Annotated in this window: 20 protein-coding genes; 8 read left to right on the top strand and 12 right to left on the bottom strand. The window is 70.3% G+C overall.

What is annotated here, in order from left to right:
• Positions 1–173 precede the first annotated feature (173 nt).
• The 4 genes from ACVCAH_RS31285 (at position 174) to ACVCAH_RS31270 (ending at position 3,471) form a co-directional block, all read left to right on the top strand.
• Positions 174–806 carry an RNA polymerase sigma factor gene (locus ACVCAH_RS31285; RefSeq protein ID WP_447139839.1) on the top strand — a complete coding sequence of 211 codons (633 nt, stop codon included), beginning with the start codon at positions 174–176 and terminating at the stop codon, positions 804–806.
• 81 nt (positions 807–887) lie between these two features.
• A complete protein-coding gene (locus ACVCAH_RS31280) occupies positions 888–1,103 on the top strand; it encodes a hypothetical protein (protein WP_447139838.1) in 216 nt (71 codons plus the stop codon).
• 80 nt (positions 1,104–1,183) lie between these two features.
• Complete coding sequence (locus ACVCAH_RS31275) at positions 1,184–3,139, top strand: hypothetical protein (RefSeq protein WP_447139837.1); 1,956 nt, start codon at positions 1,184–1,186, stop codon at positions 3,137–3,139.
• A gap of 62 nt (positions 3,140–3,201) precedes the next feature.
• Positions 3,202–3,471 carry a hypothetical protein gene (locus ACVCAH_RS31270; RefSeq protein WP_447139836.1) on the top strand — a complete coding sequence of 90 codons (270 nt, stop codon included), beginning with the start codon at positions 3,202–3,204 and terminating at the stop codon, positions 3,469–3,471.
• A 198-nt stretch (positions 3,472–3,669) separates the two neighbouring features.
• On the opposite strand, the gene pcaD is transcribed toward ACVCAH_RS31270, so the two are convergent.
• The 9 genes from pcaD to ACVCAH_RS31225 form a co-directional block, all read right to left on the bottom strand.
• Positions 3,670–4,485, bottom strand: a complete 816-nt coding sequence (pcaD, locus tag ACVCAH_RS31265) for a 3-oxoadipate enol-lactonase (RefSeq protein WP_447139835.1) — start codon at positions 4,483–4,485, stop codon at positions 3,670–3,672.
• Positions 4,486–4,541: 56 nt separating this feature from the next.
• Positions 4,542–5,726, bottom strand: a complete 1,185-nt coding sequence (locus ACVCAH_RS31260) for a thiolase family protein (RefSeq protein ID WP_447139834.1) — start codon at positions 5,724–5,726, stop codon at positions 4,542–4,544.
• A gap of 80 nt (positions 5,727–5,806) precedes the next feature.
• Positions 5,807–6,526 (bottom strand): sulfite exporter TauE/SafE family protein, encoded by a 720-nt coding sequence (locus ACVCAH_RS31255; protein WP_447139833.1) that lies wholly within the window; start codon positions 6,524–6,526, stop codon positions 5,807–5,809.
• Positions 6,527–6,532: 6 nt separating this feature from the next.
• Positions 6,533–8,056 carry an acyl-CoA mutase large subunit family protein gene (locus ACVCAH_RS31250; protein ID WP_447139832.1) on the bottom strand — a complete coding sequence of 508 codons (1,524 nt, stop codon included), beginning with the start codon at positions 8,054–8,056 and terminating at the stop codon, positions 6,533–6,535.
• Positions 8,056–9,603, bottom strand: coding sequence for an AMP-binding protein (locus ACVCAH_RS31245; protein ID WP_447139831.1), 1,548 nt, complete (start codon positions 9,601–9,603; stop codon positions 8,056–8,058). The genes ACVCAH_RS31250 and ACVCAH_RS31245 overlap by 1 nt, the downstream gene beginning before the upstream one ends.
• Before the next feature lie 22 nt (positions 9,604–9,625).
• A complete protein-coding gene (locus ACVCAH_RS31240; RefSeq protein WP_447139830.1) occupies positions 9,626–10,858 on the bottom strand; it encodes an FAD-dependent monooxygenase in 1,233 nt (410 codons plus the stop codon).
• A gap of 81 nt (positions 10,859–10,939) precedes the next feature.
• The gene (locus ACVCAH_RS31235) at positions 10,940–11,704 is read right to left on the bottom strand and encodes an ABC transporter ATP-binding protein (protein WP_447139829.1); all 765 of its coding nucleotides are present in this window, start codon (positions 11,702–11,704) and stop codon (positions 10,940–10,942) included.
• Complete coding sequence (locus ACVCAH_RS31230) at positions 11,701–12,423, bottom strand: ABC transporter permease (RefSeq protein ID WP_447139828.1); 723 nt, start codon at positions 12,421–12,423, stop codon at positions 11,701–11,703. The genes ACVCAH_RS31235 and ACVCAH_RS31230 overlap by 4 nt, the downstream gene beginning before the upstream one ends.
• A 182-nt stretch (positions 12,424–12,605) precedes the next feature.
• Positions 12,606–13,544: an ABC transporter substrate-binding protein gene (locus tag ACVCAH_RS31225; RefSeq protein WP_447139827.1), complete on the bottom strand. Its 939-nt coding sequence runs from the start codon at positions 13,542–13,544 to the stop codon at positions 12,606–12,608.
• 162 nt (positions 13,545–13,706) lie between these two features.
• Here ACVCAH_RS31225 and ACVCAH_RS31220 point away from each other — a divergent pair, with 162 nt between their 5' ends.
• Together ACVCAH_RS31220 and ACVCAH_RS31215 are read left to right on the top strand one after the other, a co-directional pair.
• Positions 13,707–14,540 (top strand): IclR family transcriptional regulator, encoded by an 834-nt coding sequence (locus ACVCAH_RS31220; protein ID WP_447139826.1) that lies wholly within the window; start codon positions 13,707–13,709, stop codon positions 14,538–14,540.
• Complete coding sequence (locus tag ACVCAH_RS31215; RefSeq protein WP_447139825.1) at positions 14,488–15,528, top strand: NAD(P)H-quinone oxidoreductase; 1,041 nt, start codon at positions 14,488–14,490, stop codon at positions 15,526–15,528. Before ACVCAH_RS31220 ends, ACVCAH_RS31215 begins: the two co-directional genes overlap by 53 nt.
• Before the next feature lie 83 nt (positions 15,529–15,611).
• Here the strand turns inward: ACVCAH_RS31215 and ACVCAH_RS31210 are convergent, their stop codons facing one another.
• From ACVCAH_RS31210 to ACVCAH_RS31200, 3 genes are all read right to left on the bottom strand, one after another.
• Positions 15,612–16,781 (bottom strand): N-acetylglucosamine-6-phosphate deacetylase, encoded by a 1,170-nt coding sequence (locus ACVCAH_RS31210; RefSeq protein ID WP_447139824.1) that lies wholly within the window; start codon positions 16,779–16,781, stop codon positions 15,612–15,614.
• Positions 16,778–17,548: a 6-phosphogluconolactonase gene (locus ACVCAH_RS31205; protein ID WP_447139823.1), complete on the bottom strand. Its 771-nt coding sequence runs from the start codon at positions 17,546–17,548 to the stop codon at positions 16,778–16,780. The genes ACVCAH_RS31210 and ACVCAH_RS31205 overlap by 4 nt, the downstream gene beginning before the upstream one ends.
• An 80-nt stretch (positions 17,549–17,628) precedes the next feature.
• Positions 17,629–18,603, bottom strand: a complete 975-nt coding sequence (locus tag ACVCAH_RS31200; RefSeq protein WP_447139822.1) for a LacI family DNA-binding transcriptional regulator — start codon at positions 18,601–18,603, stop codon at positions 17,629–17,631.
• Positions 18,604–18,707: 104 nt separating this feature from the next.
• On the opposite strand from ACVCAH_RS31200, the gene ACVCAH_RS31195 reads away from it, so the two are divergent.
• On the top strand, positions 18,708–19,955 hold the full coding sequence (locus ACVCAH_RS31195) for an AGE family epimerase/isomerase (RefSeq protein WP_447139821.1): 1,248 nt from the start codon (positions 18,708–18,710) through the stop codon (positions 19,953–19,955).
• On the top strand, positions 19,939–21,249 hold the full coding sequence (locus ACVCAH_RS31190; protein WP_447139820.1) for an enolase C-terminal domain-like protein: 1,311 nt from the start codon (positions 19,939–19,941) through the stop codon (positions 21,247–21,249). The genes ACVCAH_RS31195 and ACVCAH_RS31190 overlap by 17 nt, the downstream gene beginning before the upstream one ends.
• Positions 21,250–21,268 lie beyond the last annotated feature (19 nt).

Genomic DNA, 21,268 nt, shown 5'->3' with positions numbered 1-21,268 from the left:
CGCCGTGCGCTACGAAGCCACCGTGCACGTCGCCGCGATCAGCGAGTGGCTGTGACCGACTTCGACACAGGCCCTAGCAGTGCGGTATCACGTCCGGTCAACAGACCAGGCAAGCATCGCGTGCACCGGCTCGGGCGTCCGCCAGTCCGCCATATCCTGAGAGCGGGCACGGCATGCCCGGTGAGCTGAGCGAGGCCGTCGCCGCGGCGCAGGCCGGTGACGAGGACGCCTTCCGCTTCCTCTACCGGACCCTCCAGCCGGGCCTGCTCCGGTACCTGACCGCCCTGGTCGGCGCCGACGCGGAAGACGTGGCGTCGGAGACGTGGTTGCAGATCTCCCGGGACATGCCCAGCTTCACCGGCGGCGAGTTCCGCGCCTGGACGGTCACCATCGCCCGGAACCGGGCTATGGACCACATCCGCTGGCAGCGCCGCCGGCCGTCGTTGCCAGTGCCGGTGCAGGCGCTCAGCGGGCTGGCCGCCGACGCCGACACCGCCGAGCGAGCCGGAGAGACTATCGGCACCGAGGCCGCGCTCGCGCTGATCGCCACGCTACCGCCCCGGGAGGCCGAAGCGGTCCTGCTCCGAGCCGTCATGGGCCTGGACGCCGGCACCGCCGGGCGGGTGCTCGGGCGGCGCGCCGGCGCCGTGCGGATCGCCGCGCACCGGGGGCTGCGGCGGCTCGCCGGGCTGATCGAGCGCCACGACGTGGGCCAGTCACCGGCCGCATCCGAGCGCACGGTTCCGCCCCGCGCCCGCGGCGACCGACGCCGGCAGGCGCCGCACGCCGAACCGGCGGATGGTTGACATGAGGAGATTTGGATGAGTTCCCCCGAACCGGCCGACCCGCCGACTGCGCCGAGGCCGCCAGGTAGGCGAGGACCGCACATGACCCGGCCGGAGAATCCGTCGGCGGTGGCCTGGCGGCTGGAGGTCGAGGACTTCGAAGCGAAGCCCGAAAAAGCGGAAGGGTGCCTCGTGCGGCGGGTGATTGCGCCAGAGGGCCACACCGCGTACCACTTCTGCCCGCACGGGTGGCCGCGGCACGGGGGCGCGGCGAACCGTCGGCGTCGCACCGTTGACGGCGGTAACTCCCTGCTCTAGGGTTCCTCCATTAACGGTCCGGGCCGTAATTCCCCACGGCTACGGGCTTCCTCGAGACCGGTCACCCGGAAGGACGCACGATGTCGGGAAGTCTCTCGCGGCGGGCCGTGCTCGCCGGCCTCGGCGCAGTAACGGCAGGAGCCGTACTGCCACGGGCGGCCCACGCCGCATCCGATGACGAACTCGCCGAACCGATCCGCGTGGCGATCAGCGACCTCGGCCCGGCCTCACGGGTGCTCAACTTCGGCAACGGCGTCCGGGTAGGCAACGAGATCTGGTTCGCCACCCGTCAGATCCTGCCGACCCGGGTCGCCGCGTACGACCTGACCCAGCGCCGGATCACCAAGACCGCGCTCATTCCGGGAGTGCCCGGCATCTGGGGAATCGACGCTGTCGGCACCGACGTCTTCGTTTCCTCGTACTCTCCGGGGCTGCTGTTCCGGGTGGATACCCGCACCCTCGACGTGACCCAGGTGCTCGACCTTGGCGAGGAGGTCGGCTGGACCACCAAGGCCTCCCCCGACGGCAAGATCTTCGTCGGCACCTACCCCTTGGCACGGCTCTGGGAGTACGACCCGGCGACCGGCCACGCCACCGACCACGGCCGGATGGACCCCGACGACACCTACGTCCGCGACCTGGTGGCCACCGACACCACCGTCTACTGCGGCATCGGCTCCCACGCCGGACTGGTCGCCTACGACCGGGCCAGCGGAACCCGCACCGACATTCTCCCGGCCGAGCTGCGCGACCGCACCTTCGGCGCGGTCTGTCACCTCGCCGGCGACCACCTCCTGGTGGGCATCTCGCCCACCGCCGAGATCCTTGTGCTCGACACCCGCGACCCCAGCCGCTACCAAATCCTCAAGACACCCAACGATTCGTTCGTCGTCGGCATCACCAGCCGCGGCGACGAGATCTTCTACACCACCCGCCCGAGCGGGTCGCTCTACCGCTTCCGCCTCGGCGACAGCACGCCCACCCTGGTCGGGGTGCCGGTGGCGGAGGCCTCGAACGTGCGGATCGGCTTCCTCGACGACGGCCGGCTCTGGGCGGTGCAGGGTGCCGGCGGCATTCTCTACGACCTGGACACCCGCGCCACGGAGGCGCTGGACATGAGCTCGCCGGAGCTCGCCCCGACCCCGGAGCGGCCGATGTCGCTGTGCCACGCCGGGGACCGGATCGTCGTCGGAGGCACCCTCGGCGTGCAGGTCGTCTCCACCGAGGTCACCCCCGCCTTCGCCACCTTCCGGGTGCCCTTCGGCGGCGAGGCCAAGGACATGGAGGCCTACGGCGGCGTCGTGCACATGGGGGTGTACACCCTGGCCCGCTACCTCACCCTGCCGCCCGGCGGGCGGACGGTGACCGAGGTGGCGCGGGTCGACGCCGACCAGGAGCAGACCCGTCCGACGTCATTGACCGTCGATCCGCACCGAGGCCTGGTGCTGATGTCCAGCGAGCCGGACTACGGCCGCTGGGAGGGCGCCCTCAATATCTGGGACGGCCAGCGGTTCCGCAGCTGGCGGGGCATCCTGCCGGACCAGACCGTGCAGTCCATTTGCCCCGACCCGCACGGCGTCTTCCTCGGCGGCAGCATCATCAACGGCTACGGCACCACACCGACGACCAGCCGGGCGAAACTCGGCTACTTCGACTACCGCACCGAGCGGCTGGCGTGGCTCGTCGAGCCGACCGCGGGCGCGGTGATCGTCGACCTCAAGCTGATCGGCCGGGTGCTGGTCAGCGTGACCCGCGACGGCGAACTGTTCGCCATGGACCCGCGCACCCAGGAGGTGCTCTGGCGGGTCGACGTCGGCACGGTCGGCGGGAAGCTGGCGGTGATCGACGACCGGGTCTTCGGCACCGACGGCAGCCGGCTGTGGACGGTCCGGGTCAGCCGGCGCGAGCCGAAGCTGAGCGTGCTCGCGGAAGGGCTCAACCAGTCCTGGTTCGGTGCCCCCGAAGTGGTCACTGACGGGGTGCGAGCCCTCTTCACCACCCGGGGCGTCAACCTGATCCGGGTCGACCTGAACTGACCGGCCACCCATGCCCGGGCGCGCCGCAGGACAGGGGTGCGGCGCGTCCGGACACGCCCGGCATGCCCGGACTCGTTGGCAGCGCCGGAGCCGCACTCCTCGGCGCTGCGACCGCCCTGACCGCCAGCCGCACCACCCGCCTCATCACCACACCCGGCCTGGCCATCGGCTACGCGCTCGTCTTCACCTCCAACACCAGCAGCACGCTGCTCCTCGGGTACCTCGTCGCCGTCAGCTGGTGGGGCGTGTCGCTCACCGCGTTCGCACTGCGGCTCACCCTCCCCATCCTCCGATCGACGCTCCGTCGGCTTGCCGATGGATCAGGCGTTTGACGTCAGCGGTTTAACTTGCGGACGGGTCGGCCAGACTCGCGGGGCACCACGGCTACCTGTGATCTGGGCCCAACGCGATGTCGGGCGCGGCGCCCGGAGCGGTGCGCCGGGGAATTGTCCCGTGGACGTCGATTCCGGTGCCGGCCGCTGGTGCACCGATTGACGTCGTACGTGCTGAACACAGGAACGTGCCTTCGATCACTCCTCCTCCCCGAGCAGATGTTCAAGAAGGAGACCGGTGACGGCTTCTCGCTGCTCGACGTTGGCGAGGTGCGCGGCCGGCGAGAGCACCTCGAGGCGTGCGCCCCGGATGCTCGCGGCGACCGCGCGACCGTGCTCCGGTGGGATGGACGGATCCTCGTGACCTGCGATGACGAGTGTCTTGGCGCGGATACGAGGCAGGAGGTCGGTCAAATCCATGGATTGGATCGCGTTGCAGCAGGATGCGTAGCCTTCTGCTGGTGTAGCCGCCACCATCGCTCGCATGTTGCGGGCGGTCTCGGGGTGCGCCTGCACCCAGCCGGGTGTGAACCATCTCGTCACGACGCCATCGGCCACCGCTGCGGTTCCCTCACGGCGAACCATGTCCGCCCGTTCCGCCCAGAACTGCGGTGGTCCGAGGCGGGCGGATGTGCAGCACAGGACGAGCCGGCGGACCCGTTCGGGGGCGTGCGCCGCGAGCCACATACCGGTCATGCCGCCTAGGGAGAGCCCGCAGAAGTGAGCCGCTGAGATCTCCAGCTTGTCGAGCAACCGCAGTACGTCGACGCCTAGATCGGCCAGCTCATAAGGTCCGGGCGGTACGGGTGACCCGCCGTGGCCGCGATGGTCGTAGCGCACCACGCGGAACCGATCGCGCAGCGCTACCGCTTGCGGCTCCCACATGGCGTGGGTGCTGCCGAGGCTTGGGGACAGAACGAGTACAGGGGCATCGTCGGGGCCCTCCACAACGGCGTGGACGTCGACTGGGTCGCGGCCGGCGGGGTCGTGCGTGGGGTAGGCGGCGCTCAGCAAGCCTTCCTCCTGCTCGTGGTCGCGGTGCACTGGTCGGTGTGGCTGCATAGGTGTGGTCATCCGCACGCCTCGAGTACGACGGCGAGCCCTTGACCGGCGCCGATGCAGAGTGCGGCGAGACCCCAGCCGCCGCCACGGCGGCGGAGCTCGTGGGCGAGGCTACCGAGAATGCGGGCGCCCGAGGCGCCGAGTGGATGACCGATGGCGATGGCGCCGCCGTTGGGGTTCACGATCTCCGGGTCGAGGTCCTTCCACTCGGCGAGGCAGGCCAGGGCCTGCGCCGCGAACGCCTCGTTGAGCTCGACTACGGACAGGTCGTCCCAGCCGATGCCGGCGCGCTCCAACGCGGTATGTGCGGCCTGTACGGGGCCGATCCCGAACATGTGGGGGTCGACGGCGGTGGCTGCCCGGCCGGCGATACGGGCCAGCGGCTCACGGCCGATGCGGCCTGCGGCGACCTCGTCGCCCAGCAACAGGCCGGCCGCCCCGTCGTTGAGTGGGGAGGAGTTGCCCGCGGTTACCGTCCCGTCCGCACGGAAGACCGGTTGGAGCCCGGCCAGCGCCTGGCCCGTGGCGTTCGCGCGGACGCCCTCGTCGCTGGTCAGCGCGGTTCCGTCGACGGGCACGACCTCGCCGTCGTAGACCCCGTTCTTCCACGCCGCCGCAGCGCGGGTGTGGCTGCGCAACGCGAAGGCGTCCTGGGCCTCCCGGGAGATGCCGTAGATGTCGGCCATCAGTTCCGCGCCCTCACCGAGACTGATCGTCCACTCCTGCGGCATGCGCGGGTTGACCATGCGCCAGCCCAGGGTCGTCGAATACAGCGTCTCGTGCCCACGCGGGAAGGCTCGGGCGGGTTTGGGCAGTACCCACGGCGCGCGGCTCATGGACTCGACTCCGCCGGCCAGCGCGAGCGAAGCATCACCGGTCTCGACCGCGCGTGCGGCCTGCACGACGGCCTCCAGCCCCGATCCGCACAGCCGGTTGACTGTCACGCCGGGTACGGCCGTCGGTAGGCCGGCGAGCAGGACAGCCATCCGGGCGACGTTGCGGTTGTCTTCACCCGCACCGTTGGCGTTGCCGAAGACGACCTCGTCGATCATGACCGGGTCGAGGTCTGGGGACCGGTCGACGAGGGCTCGCACGACATGGGCGGCGAGGTCGTCGGGGCGTACGTCCGCCAGTGCGCCGCCGTAGCGACCGATGGGCGTACGAGCGGCATCGAGGATGAAGACGTCGGCCACTTCAGGTCCTTTCCGTTGTGTTCGCCGGGACCGCCTCACGGCGTACCGTCGCGCGGTGTTGTCGGTGTGCGGTGCTCGGTTCATGTCGCGGCCCTGATGAGCAGGGCCGTGGCGGCACAGGCGGCGACGGCGAGCACGGCGGGCCGGATCCTTCCCGAGTCGAGGTGCCGCCGCAGCGGGGCGGCCAGTGCGAAGCCGATCGCGACGAACGGGAGCATGACCAGGCCGCCGATGACCGAGCGGTGTTCGAGGTGGCCGACCAGTTGGAGCATGCCCAGTGAGCCGGCTGCGCCGACGATGAAGAACGCTCCGAGGGTGGCGCGTAGCGTGGCGCCGCCCGCCCGCTGGTAGATGAGCGCCATCGGCGGTCCGCCGATGGCGGCCGTGGTGCCGGTGACCGCGGCGACGCTGCCGGCGACGGACAGGGTCAGGCGGGTGCGGGGCACATGCACGGGTAGCAGGCTGATGCCCACGGCCACCAGCACCGTCATGGCGACGATGGCCTCCATGCCGCGTCCGGGAAACGCGGCGATCAGCCAGACGCCGCAGATCGTGCCGGGGATGCGTCCGAGCAGCGCCCAACCGAGGCCGGGAAAGTCGATGTGCTTCCACTCCCAGGCCAGGGTCAGCAGTGGCAGGATGCCGTTGATGACCAGCAAAGAAGCGGGCATCAGGGACGGGTCGGCGACGGTGATGACAGGCGCTGCCACGACCCCCAGGCCGAAGCCCACGCAGCTCTGCACGATCGCGCCGACGCAGGCGGCGATCCCGACGACGAGGAGCAGCTGGTAGCTGAACATCGGCGGTCAGTAGGAGGTGCTCGGTGTCCACGGGCCGTGGACGGTGCGGAGTCGGGCGACCATCTCCCCCACCGTCGCGTACGCGCGGACGGCGTCGATGCATGCCGGCATGATGTTGTCGCCGGCTTCGGCTGCGGCGGTGAGGTCGTCGAGGGCCGCGGCAACAGCCCGAGCGTCGCGGCGTTCCCGCAGTGCGGCCAGCGACCGCACCTGGGCCTTTTCCAGTGCGGGGTCGACCCGGAACACGTCCAGCGGTTCGGTCTGGGCCGGGTACCGGTTGACGCCCACGACGATCCGCTCGCCGGTCTCGATCTCTCGGGCGTAGGCGTAGGCCGCGTCGGACAGTTCGCGTGCGAACCATCCGGACTCGATACACGCCAGCGCGCCGCCGCGCTGTTCGATGCGGTTCATCTCGTCGTCGATGCGCCGTTCGAGGTCGTCGGTGAGCGACTCGACGGCGTAGGAGCCGGCCAGTGGGTCGAGGGTGTCCACGAGGCCGGTCTCGTTCGCCACGACCTGCTGGGTGCGCAGCGCGAGGGTCGCGGCTGCCTCGGTGGGGACCCCAAGCGCCTCGTCGTAGGCGGATACGTGCAGGGTCTGCACGCCGGCCAGCGCGGCGGTGAGCGTCTCGACCGTCGTTCGTGCCACGTTGTTCAGTGGCTGCTGGGCGGTCAGCGTCGAGCCGGCGGTGAACGCGAAAACGCGCAGTTGCTGGGACCGTGGATCGCGGGTGCCGTAGGTGTCTCGCATGAGCCGGGCCCAGACCCGGCGCGCCGCGCGGAGCTTCGCCACCTCGGGCAGGAAGTCCATGGTGATGGCGAGGAACGTGAACAGCGTCGGCGCGACCTCGTCGACCGACACCCCACGCCGGACCGCTTCGTCGAGGTACGCACGGGCGTTGGCGAACGTGAAGGCGATCTCCTGGACGGCGTCGGCGCCGGATTCCCGGATGTGGTAGCCGGACATGGCCAACGGCACCCAGGTCGGGACCTTGCGGGCGACGTACTCGATGGTGTCGACCGCCAGGCGCAGCGACGGCTCGGGCGGGAAGATCTGGGTGCCGCGGGCGATGAACTCCTTGAGCACGTCGTTCTGGATGAACATGCCGAACTCGCCCGGGTCTACCCCGCGCTTCTCGGCCAGCGCGACGAACATCGCCGCCCACACGTAGCCCACGGAGTTGGCGGTGGTGCGTACCTGGGAGATGGACTCCAGTGGGATGCCGTCCATGAGGATCTCGATGTCGGCCAGCGAGTCGATGGCGACGCCGACCCGGCCGACCTCGCCAAGCGCCCGGGGGTCGTCAGAGTCCAGGCCCATCTGGGTGGGCAGATCCAGCGCGACGGAGAAGCCGGTCACCCCGGCTTCCAGCAGCGCTTTGAAGCGACGGTTCGAGTCGGCCGCGGTGCCGAACCCCGCGTACTGGCCCATGATCCAGGGCTTGGGCTCGGCCGAGACCCCGCGCGTGTAGGGGTACTCACCGGGTCGCTCAGCCCCGGCCGGGGCGTAGTCGACTTTCAGTCGGCGCATCACTGGCCAGCCGCCTCGGTGGCGAGGCGCTCGCGGAGGACCTTCTTGGCGATCTTTCCCGTGGAGCTGAGTGGAAGGCTGTCGACCCGGCGCAGCTCCTTGGGTTTCTTGTACGACGACAGCCGGCGGCGGCAGTGCTCGAGCACCTGTTCGTCGGTGACGGCGGCCGCGTCGTGCACGGTGTAGAGCGCGGTGACCCGCTGTCCCCAGTCCGGATCGTCGACGCCGAGGACCGCGACCTCGGCGACGCCGGGCACCTCCGCGATGACGTCCTCCACCTCGCGGGGGTAGATGTTGTAGCCGCCGGAAATGATCATGTCGCCCTTGCGGTCGACGAGGTAGAGCCGGCTCTCTGCGTCGAGCCAGCCGAGGTCGCCGGTGTGCAGCCAACCGTCGTGGACCGCCTTGGACAGGTCGTCGCGGCCCTCGGCGTTCCAGTAGCCGCGCATCACATGGTCGCCGCGGGTGATGACCTCGCCGATCTCGCCGGCGGGCAGCCGCCGGCCAGACCCGTCCACCACGGCCAGTTCCACGCCCAGCGCGGGCCGACCGGCCGAGGTGAGCAGCTGTGGGTCGTCGGTGAGGCCCCGCGCGTGATCGTCCGCGTCGAGCACCGTGACCGGAGGGATCGCCTCCACCAGGCCGTAGTACTGCACGAGGTGCGGGGTGAGGCGCTCGTACGCCTGGCGCATCTGCTCCGGGGGCATCGGGGCGCCGGCGTAACCGAGCATCTTCAGCCCGGCCAGCCGCCGGCGGTCGATGTCGGGCCGGGCGAGCAGCCGGGCGACCATCGTCGGGACGAGCGCGGTGTGGGTGGCGCCCCGATGTTCCACCGCCGCAACGAAGGCGTCCGGGTCCCACGACGGCAGGATCAGCTGGGTCGCGCCGGCCACCAGGAACGGCAGGACGAACAGGCCGCTGGTGTGGGTGATCGGCCCGGCGTGCACGTAGACGTCGTCGGGGCCGGGGCGTTCGCCGAGCACGTCGTAGCTCATGTTCACCAGGCTGGCGAACCAGTTGCGGTGGGTACGCAGGGCACCCTTCGGGTGGCCGGTGGTGCCGCTCGAATAGTGCAGCCCGCACAGTGCGTCGACGTTGAGGGGCGCCAGCGCCGCGATGCTCGCATCTGCCAGCAGCCGTTCGTACGGCGTGCCGGGGCCGTCGCCGACGACGACGAGTCGGCCAGGGAAGCCCGAGCACAGAGACTCTGCCTGCTCGGCGAAGCGGGCGTCGTAGATGAGCGCCGCTGCGCGGCAGTCGTCGGCGATCCGCCCCCAGTCGTCAGGGTGCAGCCGGTAGTTGAGCGCGACACGCACCAGGCCGGCGCTGCGGATGGCCAGGTCGGTCTCGACGTAGCGGCTCTGGTTGGACTGCAGGTCGAGCACTCGGTCGCCTGGCCGCAGCCCCATGGCGCGCAGCGCGTTCGCCAGCCGGATGACCCGGTCGCCGAGCTCGGCGAAGGTCAGGCTGCCCTCGGGCCCGTCCACCGCCACCCGGGTGCCGTACCGCTGGGCTGACCGGGCCACGAGCTGGCCGATGTCCCTCATCGTGTTGTCATCCTTTCCCGGTTCAGACGAGGGTCGGTGCCTCAGCCACCGCCGCAACGTGGAGCGGGGCATCGGCCGCCGCGACCACGTCGTAGCCCCACAGCCAGCCGCGCAGCCACTGGCCGTACGGGTCGGTCTTGGCGCGTTCGCGCATCTGCTCGTTGCGCCTGGCGATAGCGGCGGGGTCGCTGAGGTGGTAGACGGTCGCCATCTCCTGCGAGACCCGGGCGACCTCCGCCACCCGGCCCCACCGGCGCTGCTGGAACTCGCGCAGGGACTCGGCGACGGCATCAACCGAGCCGCGGGCGAGACACCGCGACAGCACGTAGGCGTCCTCGAGCGCCTGGGTGGCGCCGTTGGCCAGGAACGGCCAGATCGGGTGCGCCGCGTCACCCAGCAGCGCAATCCGTCCCACTGTCCACTGCTCCAGCAGCGGCCGGGTGAAGATGCCGGTGATGAACGGGGTCTCGATGGCGTTCACAATGGTGGCCAGCGGCTCCGTCGCGCCCGCGTAGGAACGCCGCAGGTCCTCGATGTCTCCGCGGGACTCCCACGCCTCGGAGCGGACCTCGCCGGACGGTACGGTCCCGACGAAGTTCATGTGGGTACCGCCGTTGACCCAGAAGACAACACCGCTGCGGTCGGGCCCCCACCACGCCGTGCAGCTCGGGGGAACGTCCACGCCCTCGAGCCGCTCCCGCGGGATGAGCGCCCGCCAGCACACGTAACCGGAGGCGTCCGGTTGTGCAGTGTCGAAAAGCTCGGCGCGTAGGGTCGATCGGATGCCGTCGGCTCCGATGACGACGTCCGCCTCGACGACGTCACCCGCGGCGGTGGTGAGCCGGACGACGTGGTCGTCCTGCTCCACCCCGGTGACGGCGGTGCCCAGCCGCAGCCGGGTCCGCACGACGGCCTTGTGCAGGATGTCGAGGAGGTGGTGGCGGTGGATGTGGAAGAACGGCGCCCCGTAGGTCTTCTCACCCCACTCGCCGGCACGGGTCTCCAGGATCAGCTCGCCGTCTTCGATGTCGTAGTAGTAGTTGCCCCGGCTGACGACGCCCCGCGCCCGCAGCTCGTTCTCCAGTCCGAGGTGGCGCAGCAGACGGGCGCCGTTGTTGGAGACCTGGATACCGGCGCCGATCTCCGTGAACTCGGGCGCCTGCTCCAGCAGGACGATGTCATCGAAGCCTTGCCGCTCCAGGCACACCGCGGTGGCCAGTCCTCCGATTCCGCCGCCCACAATCGCAATCCGCATCCTTACGCCCTCTCGCTCCCACCCGAGTGCCCTCGGTTGTGTCTGTCCGCTCGTCCATGTCGGTCACCTGGCCGTCGTAGCTCAACCCGCCGGGACGGTCGTCTCCTCGGCCAGTCGGGCCCGGATCTCGGTGCTGACCGCCTCCAACTCCGCCTGACCGCCCGCCCGTACCGGTGCGGCGTCGTACTCGCACAGCACGCGGGCCGGCCGGCCGAGCACGATGACCCGGTTGGCCACGGCGAATGCCTCTTCGATGCTGTGCGTGACGATGACGGCCGATGTCCCCGTCGACTCGCACAGCTCGACGAAGTCGGCTCGCAGGCTGCGGGCGGTGACCTCGTCGAGCGCCGAGAAGCTCTCGTCGAGGAAGATCAGCTCCGGCTCCACGGCGAAGGCGCGTGCCAGCGACACCCGCTGACGCATCCCGCCACTCAACTGGCTCGGGTACTTGTGCAGGGCGTCCTGCAGGTGCACCCGGCCCAGCCACTCCTCGGCAATTCGCCGTCGTTCGGCCTTCGGCCGCCGCAGAATCTCCAGGCCGACGGCCACGTTGCCGAGCGCGGTCCGCCACGGCAGCAGCCGCGGCGTCTGGAAAGCCATGGCGACCCGGCCCTGGAGCTGGGCGTGCTGCGCGTACGGGTCCAGGCCGAGGATGCGCACGCTGCCCGAGGTCGGCCGCATCGAACCGACCAGCAGGGACAGGATCGTCGACTTGCCCGCGCCGGTCCGGCCCATCAGCGCGACCCGCTCACCGGGCCGCAGTCGCATGCTGAACCGGTCGACCGCGCAGACCGAGTCGAAACTCACCGAAGCGTGATCGATGTCGATCAACGGTTCCTCGGTCATCGGACAACCGCCTCTCTGCGCCACCTGAGCAGATACCGTTCGGCCAGATCGACGACCGCCGTGAGGAGGAAGTTGAACACGATCAACACCACCGTCCAGGCGAAGATCAGGTCGATCCGGAAGTTTGCCTGCGCGAGCCCCATCGAGTACCCGACGCCAGCCGTCGCGCCGATCAGCTCGGCGAACACGAGGATCCGCAGGCAGAACGCGCCGGCGCTGCGGAGGGTCATCAGCATGTAGGTCAGCGACTGCGGAACGAACAGCACCCGCAGGATCTGCAGGCGGGACGGCCGGAACTGGCCAATGCCCTCCATCAGTTCGTGGTCGATGTTGCGGATGCCCTCGAAGACGGCGACCACGAAGAACGGGACGCCGATGACAAAGACGATGAAGAAGATCCGCGCCTCGACGCTGTGCAGCCAGATGACCGACACCAGAATCCACGACAACGCCGGGACCGCCTGCATGATGCCGAACACCGGTCGCAGCAGCTCGCCGACAGTGGTGCGGAACGCACCCATCAGCAGGCCGATTGCCCAGCCGGCGACCATCGCGCCCAGCAGTGCGCCGGTGAACCGTGCGACGGTGGCGATGATGTCGCCGCGCTCGTCGCGCAGAATCTCCAGCAGCGCCTGACCGATCGCCGGGAGGTCCGGGAAGACGTACTCCGGCATGAACAGGCTGGCTATCTGGATCCCGGCCAGCACAACCAGCAGCACCAGTGCGGTCCACAGGTGGGAACGCCGCGGGGAGAGGCGCCGCAGACGACCACTCGTCGCAGCGGCCGGCGCCGGCCCTGGGGGTGCCACCGGGTCGTTGTCTTGTCGGATCGGACGGGTGGTGGTTCCGGTCTCGGGCAAGGCCTGCCCCTCTCACTGCCTAGCTGTGGGTAGTCGGTGCGTCAGTTCGATCCGCCGTAGAACCGCGCCGGCGGCTCCTTCTCGTCGGTTCCAGTCCTGTGGATAAGCGCTAGCTGCGCCTTGAGCTGGGTCACGACCTCACCGTCGACCGGCTTCACCACGAAGGCGTGGACCGACTGCTGCATCACGTTGGCCGCCGTTCCCGCCTTGAAGCCCTGCTTGGTGGCGTACTTGTCGGCCTCGTCGGGGTGCTCGTTCAGCCACTGGGCCGCCTCCTGCAGCCGCTCGACGGCGCGCTGCTCGGCGTCCTTGCTGACGTTGTCGCGGACCGCGAGGACCAGCTGCCAGCCGGTGCCGAAGGTCTCGCCAGGCTTGGCGTCCGACGAGCTGAACGCCACCTTCATCCCGGGGTTGGCCCGCACGGCCGACGTGACGGCGGGTTCCCAGCCGACCGCGAAGTCCGCGGTGCCGGCGGCCACCTGGGTCACGCCGCTCTCGGCGTTGGGCACGTTGACGACCTCGAAGTCCTCGCCCTCCTTGACCCCGAACTTGTCGGCGAGCAGAGCCTTGGTGATGCGCCACCCGCCGCTGGTGGTGATCGCGGCGATGCGCTTGCCCTTGAGTTGCGCAGCCGACGTGATCTCCGACTTGCCGACCAAAGCGGTGGAGTTCGGCGAGACCGTCGCGGCGATGTGGATCGGCGCGCCCTTCGCGGCCTGGCTGGCGAACACGTCCGGGCCGCCGATGGTCATGTCGGCTTTACCGGAGAGCACGTCGGTGTACAGCTGCTGGAGGTCGGCGTAGTTGGTGACCTTCAGCTGGTCGTCGCCCGCGGCCGTCTCGGCGACGCGGTCGGTCAAAACGACGCTGAAGCCGCGCGTCCACGAGCCGATCACGTACTGCTTGTCGCCGCCTCCACCAGCATCCGAGGCGGCCCCGCACCCGCTCACCGCGAGCGCGAGCCCGGCAACGAGCAGCACGCGGGCATGTCCTGTGGTCCATCGACTCCGGCCACCACGCATGGGGCGCCTCCCGAAAGTTTCCATAATGTGGAGGTTGCTTCTACAAGGTGGAGTCACTGTAAGATGCACCACACCAGCAGTCAATAGAGGTCTTCACGTAGCTGACCTGGGGGTAGACGAGTGAGCGGCGATGGCGCACGTTCAGGGGCGCAGGCGGTGTACCGGGCGCTTGCCGTACTGGACGCATTCAGCTCGGCACGACCCGCAATGACGATCACGGAGATCGCCGAGGCGACGTCACTGACCGCTCCGACCGCGCACCGGATCGCGCTCGCCCTGGCCGACCGGGGGTTCCTCACACGTGACGAGGTCTCCCGCCGGTTCAGTGTCGGCCCGGCCGTGCTCCGGCTGGCGCAGCTGACCGACATCGGCCACTCGGCGTTCGCCCACATCGGCCCCCTCCTCGAAACCCTCAGAGCAGAGACCGGGGAGACCGTCGGCCTGCACGTACGCGTGGGAAACCGCCGGGTCTGCGTCCTGGAACTCGAAAGTCCACACCGCGTCCGGGTGGTATCCGGAATCGGACACACGTACCCGCTGACAGCGGCTGCGGCGAGCAAGGCAATCCTCGCCTGGCTGCGATCCGACCAGATCGAATCGGCGCTCAATGAGGCTCCACCGGGGCTCGATCAGGCGAAGCTCCGCGCCGACCTGCGGCAGGCACGCCACGACGGGTATGCGATCAGTTTCGGCGAAACAATTCCCGGCGCCCATGCCGTCGCCGCACCCGTGCTCGACTCGTCCGGCGAGGCAACCGCCAGCGTCAACGTCACCGGACCAGCCGACCGGCTACCGGAGGGACGACTGCGAGAGATCGGTGGGGAACTGTCGCAGAAGCTGCAGCTGATCCATCAATCGCGCCACCTTCCCCTACAGGCGACCACCCCGGAGGACTTCGCAGATGTTCGCGGTGACAGTGACCAGCGACTGCTCTCTCGAATGGACAGAGGTTGACACGCCCACGCCCGGGACGAACGACGTCCTCATCCGCGTCGCGGCCTCCGCGCTGAACAGGGCGGACGTCCTACAACGCAAAGGGCTGTATCCCCCGCCTGCCGGCGCATCACCGGTTCTCGGCCTCGAGTGCGCGGGCGAGATCGTCGCAGTCGGCGAGGCGGTCTCGACACGTCGAGTCGGTGAACGCGTGTGCGCGCTGCTCGACGGCGGCGGATACGCCGAGTACGTCTGCGTGGACGAAGCCCTGACACTCCCGGTGCCCGCGGGCATGTCCACGACGGTCGCCGCCGCGCTGCCAGAGGTCGCGGCCACCGTCTGGTCCAACCTGGTAATGGTGGGCCAGGTCCAGCCGGGCAGGACCATCCTCGTACAGGGCGGTGCCAGCGGCATCGGTACGACCGCCATCCAGGCGGCGGCCGCGCTCGGATGTCGCGTCTTCGCCACCGCCGGAACCGAGGCGAAGGCCAAGTTCTGTGTCGAACTGGGCGCCGAGGACGCCTGGAGTTACCGGGACGAAGATCTGCCCTCCCGGGTCCTTGAGGCGACCGGTGGCCGCGGATGTGATCTTGTCCTCGACAACATGGGCCCGAGCAACCTGGACCGGACCGTCGACCTACTCGCGCGGGAAGGGCGGATCGTCATCATCGGATCCCAGGGTGGCCGGCAGGGCAGCTTCAACGTCGGGCCCTTCATGGCTAAGCAGGCGACCATCCATGCCACATCCCTGCGCCAGCGCGGGCGCGCGGAGAAGGGCGAGATCGTCCGGGCCACCGAAGCGGCCTTCTGGCCGTTGATCGAATCCGGGAAACTCCAGCCCGTCGTCGATTCACAGTTCCTCATGGCGGACGCGCTCGCGGCGCACAGCTACCTGGACAGCGGCGCTCACATCGGCAAGGTCCTCTTGACGCAGCAGCCGGACGTGGCCGACGACAGCCTCCACGGATCTCATCCGCTCTCGCCGGCACGACGCGCCCTCACCGTTTGAGCAGCGGGGTGCGACCAGGGGCCGAGTGATCCGCGCCGCCAGGGATGGGCTGCACCGCGACAGGTGACCGGGAAAGCGGGTCGTCAGGACGACGCCACGCCGCCCACGATCGTGGAGACCAGGCGGGGTTCGACGTGCGACCGCGGGCCGTCGAGCCCGAAGACCAGCACCAGGTCCGCCCGGGCTCCCACGGCGACGACTCCCCGCTCGAGTGATCCGAGCAGCCGCGCCGGCGCGGTCGACGCCATCGACCACACGTCCGCGAGGCCGAAGCTGGTGTGCCGCAGCGCCCACCGGACGCACTCGAACAGCGAGCGGCCGCTGCCGGCCAGCAACCCGGTACCGGTCAGGTTGAGCCGACCGTCGGCGTCCACGGTGACCGAGCCACCGACGGGGGTACGGTACTCGCCGGGCGGACAGCCCGCGAGGGCCGCTGAGTCGCTCACCAGCACGGACCGGTCGACGCCCTTCGCCCGGACCATCGCGGTGAACGTGTCGGCCGGGAGGTGATGCCCGTCGGCGATAAAGCTCGCCATCAGGCCGTCTTCTGCCAACTGCGCCCACACGTGGTTCGGGTGCCGGAGCAGGACTTCCCGCGACCCGTTCCCCAGGTGGGTGGAGAGCCGCGCTCCCGAGCGGACCGCCGCCCGCACCTGCTGCGGCGTCGCATCGGTGTGTCCCACTGCGACGACGATCCCTGCCTCCGTCGCGGCTCGGACGTACTCCGCCGCGCCGGGCCGTTCCGGTGCCAGCGTGACGATGCGCACCAGGCCCGGGGCGATGTCGAGCCACTGCGCGAGCTCCCGCGGGTCCGGATCGCGGAGGTACCGGCTGTCATGCGCGCCGCGCGGGCCGTCGACGTCCGACAGATAGGGACCTTCGACGTGCACCCCGACGACGGCATCGGCGACCAGCGGGTCGCTCGCCCGGGCCGCGGCCACCACTGCGAGGGTGGAGAGGATCCTATCCTGGGGCGACGAAATGATCGTTGGACAGTACGACGTGACGCCGTGGCGGAGCAACGACCGGGTCAGTTCCACGACACTCGCGACCGAGACGTCGTCGGCGTTGACGTCCACGCCCTCGTAGCCGTTGACCTGCAGGTCCACCAGCCCGGGAAGGATCACCGGCTGGTCCGGCGCCGGCTCGACGTCCTCGATTCCGGAGATGCGGTCGCCGGTGATCCACACTCGCACGGCGCGCCCGTCGGCGAGTCGGCCTTCGGCTCGGGTCTGCTGCCCGGGCTGGGTCACGGCTCGTCCAGGTCGCTGGCGGCTGCGGCGTCGGCGTGAACCGACACCGATCGGTGCGTCCGGACCGCGCTCGCGGGGCAGGCCGGGTCGATGGGTCCGGTCAGTGCGAGCTTCAGCGCGGCGGCCTTGTGCCGGCCGTGCACGGTGACGACGATCGAGGCCGTGCTCAGCAGCGTGGGCACGGTCAACGTGACGGCCTGCATCGGTACGTCCTCGAGTCCGGCGAACAGCCCCTCATCGACCTGCTGTTGGCGCGAGGCCGCATCGAGTTTGACCACCCGCACGGCGGCGGGGTCGTCGAACCGGGCGACGTGGGGCTCGTTGAAGGCGATGTGTCCGTTCACCCCGATTCCCATGCAGGTGAGGTCGATCGGGGCCTGCGCCAGCAGGGTGGCGTACCGGGCGGCTTCGGTGGCCGGGTCCGTGCCCGGGCGCATCCGTTCGAACGACCCGAGCCCGGCGACCGACAGCCGCTCGTGCAGCCACTGGCCGAACGCTCGGGGGTGCGACGGGGGAAGCCCCACGTACTCGTCCATGTGGAAGGCGTGCACGCGGGACCAGTCGATCGAGTCGTCCTGCACCAGCGCCTCGAGCATTTCATGTTGTGAAGGCGCCGCCGCCAGCACGATCCGGGCCGTTCCCCGTGTGTCGATCGCCGCGCGAATGACGTCTGCCGCGGTGCGGGCGGCAGCGGCGCCGGCTCGGACTGGATCCTCTGCTACGTGCAGCGTCGCGTCGTCCGCACTGAGCCTCGCCGGCATCCCCATTGCGCCTCCTCAAGCTTTGCAATCGGTTGCATGGACGATAGCGAGGAACCTCGGGTGGGTCAAACAGCTGGCGATCGCGGTCAGGCGGCGCGGCCGGTCGAGGCGCGGATGGTGAGCTCGCCGTCGAGGCGGATCTCGTCGGCCGGCTCGCCCGCGTCGCAGCGCTGCAGCAGGTCGACGGCCGCGTGCCCGAGCCGTTGCATCGGCGCCGTCACGGTCGTCAGGCCCGGCGTGACAGTACGCGCCAGCAGGACGTCGTCGCAGCCGATGACGCTGCGCTCCTGGGGCACCCGGACCCCGGCCTCGGCGAGGCCCGCCAGGACGCCGCACGCCATCAGGTCGTCGAACGCGAACGCGGCGGTGCAGTCCGTGTCCAGCAGCGCGGTCGCCGCGGCCAGCCCACCCTCGAACGACGCCGCGAAGGGCCCCAGGTCGACCAGCGTGACGTCGGACCGGGCCGCCCACGCGTGGATGGCGTCGGCGCGCTGGCGTGCCGCCCACGAGGCGGACGGGCCACGCATCAGGGCGACCTTGCGGTGCCCGAGCTGCTCCAGATGCCGGCCGGCTGCCTGCAGGGCGCGAGTGTTGTCACAGATCACACCCGGCAATCCGCGGATTCGCCGGTTGATGATGACGCAGGGCAGGTCGTTCGCCGCGCCATTGAGCGCGGAGGAGGACCGGGGCGAGGCCACCAGCAGGCCGTCGACCTGGCCGGCGAGGTGCCGGATTAGCTGGGGCTCCGCAGCGGCTCTCTCCTCCGCGTCGACGAGCAGCACGGAGGCGTCCAGATTTCTGGCCGCCTGCTGGATGGCCCGGACCAGGGGCGGGAAGAAGGGGTTGGTGATGTCCGGGACGAGCAGACCGATCAGGCCTGTCCGTCCGGTCACCAGCCCGCGCGCGGCCTTGTTGGGCTGGTAGCCCACCTCCCGTGCCATGGCATGGATGCGTTCCCGGAGCTCGGCGTTGACCACGTGGGGGCGACTGAAGGCACGCGAGACGGTCGACGCGGACACGCCACACGTCTTGGCGATCGAGTAGATCGTCGGCCGCTTCATTCGGTCCTCCTGATTCGGTCTGTCGCCTCGCTCGCTGGATGTGAAGCGTGCCGCTACTCTAACCACCGACACCGCATGCAAGCGATTGCACCAGGGAGGGTCGGATGACGCCCGTTGCCCGTGTCCAACTCGAAAGTGTGATCCTGCCCTTCTGGCTGCGCCACGGAGTCGACGAGCGGCGCGGCGGCTTCCACACCTGCTTCGACAACCGCGGCCGCCAGCTCATCTCCACCGACAAGTTCACCTGGTCCCAGGGGCGGTTCGTGTGGCTGCTCGCGCGGGCGGCCCGGCTGGCCATGGGCGGACTGCTGGATCTCGACGCCGACCGGCTGGTGTCGCTGGCCGAACGCGGTGCCCGGTTCCTCGCCGACCACGTGGTCCGCGCCGACGGCACGTGCCATTTCGTGGTCACCGGGGACGGTACACCCGCCGCCGGGCCGGCCGGCGAGACGCACAGCGTCTACGCGGACTGCTTCGTCGTCATGGGATTGGCCGAACTGGCCCGCACGACCGGATCGACAGCGTGGCTGGAGGTCGCCGAGCCGCTGCTGTCACGGGCGAGCGCGGACATCCGGGCGAACCGCGCGGCGACGCCCCCGTACGCCGTCCCCGACGGCCATGTCGCCTTCGGCCCCCGGATGATCCTGCTCAACACCCGTCTCGAACACGCGCGGGCCCGCCGTCACCTCAATCTCATGACCCCGCAGGTACTCGCCGACCTCGCCGCCGACCGGGAGGCGATGTTGCGTCACCGCATGCCCGACGGCACCTTCCGAGAGATGATTCCCCACGTTCCCGACGACACGTCCCTCGTCGCGCGGCACCGGGTCCCGGGACACGCCCTCGAAGGCATCTGGGTCGCCCTCGATGCGGGTGACCTCCTCGGTGAGAGCGACGATGTCGCCGAAGCCGACCTGCTGACCAGCGTCGAGGCCCTCTGTGAATCGGCCTGGGACCGCCGACACGGGGGGCTCTTCCGCTACGTCGACGCTGAGGGCGCCACCGAGCCCCGCGGCACCGGGGGTGAAACCGCCTACGAGCGGCTGGTTCGTTCGACCTGGAACACCAAGCTGTGGTGGGTGCACACCGAGGCCGCCTACACCACGGCGCTGGCGGCCCGCCGCTACGGCGACCGCGGCGCCGCCCGGTGGGCGGAGCTGATCTGGGACTACACCCTCCGGACGTTCCCCGGCGGAGACGACGGCGAGGAGTGGGTCCAGATCCGCGACCGCGGCGGCCGTCCGCTGGACCAGGTCGTGGCGTTGCCGGTCAAGGATCCCTTCCACATCGCCCGGAACCTGATGCAGCTGGTCGAACTCGACGCCGAGGTCCCCGTTGACAGCCACCGCTGACACCGACATCACGATCCAGGAGGCCCAGGTCCGCTTCCGGGAGATCGACCTGGACCAGCCGTTCATGATCAGCGGCCGCGCCATCACCTGGTTCACCCTCGCCCTGGTCGACGTGGTCGCCACGAACCGCCGCGGCGAGGCCGCGACCGGCCGGGGTGCCTCGGTGCTCTCCGTCCCCTGGTCATGGCCGACATCGCGGCTGGACGTCCGGCAACGGGACAGGGCCCTGCGCCGCCTCACCGAACGGCTCGCGAACGCCGCGCTAAATGATGAGCCGGCTGACCCCGTCGGCACGTGGCTACGGCTGCACGAGACGGTGGCCGACGCCAGTGCCGCCGTCGAGGACGTCCCGGCGCCGGAGTCGATACCCCGGCTGGCCGCGCTTCTGTGCCTCGGCGCGGTCGACAACGCCGTGCACGACGCGTGGGCACGCGCGGCGGGCCGCCCGGCGCACACCATGTACACCCGCGACCACCTCGCCCACGACCTGAGCGCGTGCGTGGATCCGACGTTGGCCGGCCGGTACCCGGGTGAGTTCCTGACCGAGCCGCGACGGCGGCTGCCGGTCCAACACGTGGTCGGCACCTCCGACCCACTGTGGCCGGGCGACACCGGCGACGCGCGGCCGCTCGAGGAGTGGCTGCGCCGCGACGGCGTGCGCCATGTGAAGATCAAGGTGTCGGGCCGCGATCCCGACGCCGACGCGCAGCGGATCGCAAAGGTGCATCGGGTGGCATCGGCCCGGAAGACGGATGTGACGCTGTCGGTGGACCCCAACGAGGGCTACCCGGGGCCAGCGGCGCTCGGCGCGATGCTGGACGCCCTGGAGGCGACAGCTCCCGACGCCTTCCAGGCCGTGGCCTACGTCGAGCAGCCCTGGCCCCGGGACCGCAAGCCGGATCCGGTCGCCGTGCGGGAGCAGAGCCGGCGCAGGCCCGTACTGATGGACGAGAGCCTGGACGACCCAGCACAGCTTCGCCACGTGCGGAGCGACGGCTGGTCGGGAATCGTGGTGAAGGCCGGCAAGGGTCAGACGCCAGCCCTACTCACGTACGCCTTCGCCCGCGCCCGCGGGCTCTTCGTGACGATGCAGGACCTCACCGCGGTGGACGCGGCCCTCGCCCACTCGGCCCGCCTGGCAAGCGTGTTCGACCTCTCCGCCCCGCATCTGGAGTACAACAGCCGCCAGTACGCGCCGACCGGCAACCGGGACCTCGCCGGTCGGCATCCGTCCCTGGTCACCGTCGAGGACGGCGTGATCGTCCTCGACGAACCAGCGGCCGGCATCTACTGACGTCTCACCGAGCGCGATC

It is taken from the genome of Micromonospora sp. LZ34 (assembly GCF_052981855.1).
Note: the sequence above shows the minus strand (reverse complement) of the source record. Positions and strands in the feature narration are given on the sequence as shown.

What these genes read in the sequence shown, in the direction of transcription:
- ACVCAH_RS31235 (WP_447139829.1), bottom strand. Translation starts at nt 11,704, where the DNA reads ATGACCGAGGAACCGTTGATCGACATCGATCACGCTTCGGTGAGTTTC.
- ACVCAH_RS31285 (WP_447139839.1), top strand. Translation starts at nt 174, where the DNA reads ATGCCCGGTGAGCTGAGCGAGGCCGTCGCCGCGGCGCAGGCCGGTGAC.
- ACVCAH_RS31240 (WP_447139830.1), bottom strand. Translation starts at nt 10,858, where the DNA reads ATGCGGATTGCGATTGTGGGCGGCGGAATCGGAGGACTGGCCACCGCG.
- ACVCAH_RS31255 (WP_447139833.1), bottom strand. Translation starts at nt 6,526, where the DNA reads ATGTTCAGCTACCAGCTGCTCCTCGTCGTCGGGATCGCCGCCTGCGTC.
- ACVCAH_RS31270 (WP_447139836.1), top strand. Translation starts at nt 3,202, where the DNA reads ATGCCCGGACTCGTTGGCAGCGCCGGAGCCGCACTCCTCGGCGCTGCG.
- ACVCAH_RS31215 (WP_447139825.1), top strand. Translation starts at nt 14,488, where the DNA reads ATGTTCGCGGTGACAGTGACCAGCGACTGCTCTCTCGAATGGACAGAG.
- ACVCAH_RS31245 (WP_447139831.1), bottom strand. Translation starts at nt 9,603, where the DNA reads ATGAGGGACATCGGCCAGCTCGTGGCCCGGTCAGCCCAGCGGTACGGC.
- ACVCAH_RS31280 (WP_447139838.1), top strand. Translation starts at nt 888, where the DNA reads ATGACCCGGCCGGAGAATCCGTCGGCGGTGGCCTGGCGGCTGGAGGTC.
- ACVCAH_RS31205 (WP_447139823.1), bottom strand. Translation starts at nt 17,548, where the DNA reads ATGGGGATGCCGGCGAGGCTCAGTGCGGACGACGCGACGCTGCACGTA.
- ACVCAH_RS31275 (WP_447139837.1), top strand. Translation starts at nt 1,184, where the DNA reads ATGTCGGGAAGTCTCTCGCGGCGGGCCGTGCTCGCCGGCCTCGGCGCA.
- ACVCAH_RS31250 (WP_447139832.1), bottom strand. Translation starts at nt 8,056, where the DNA reads ATGCGCCGACTGAAAGTCGACTACGCCCCGGCCGGGGCTGAGCGACCC.
- ACVCAH_RS31200 (WP_447139822.1), bottom strand. Translation starts at nt 18,603, where the DNA reads ATGAAGCGGCCGACGATCTACTCGATCGCCAAGACGTGTGGCGTGTCC.
- ACVCAH_RS31195 (WP_447139821.1), top strand. Translation starts at nt 18,708, where the DNA reads ATGACGCCCGTTGCCCGTGTCCAACTCGAAAGTGTGATCCTGCCCTTC.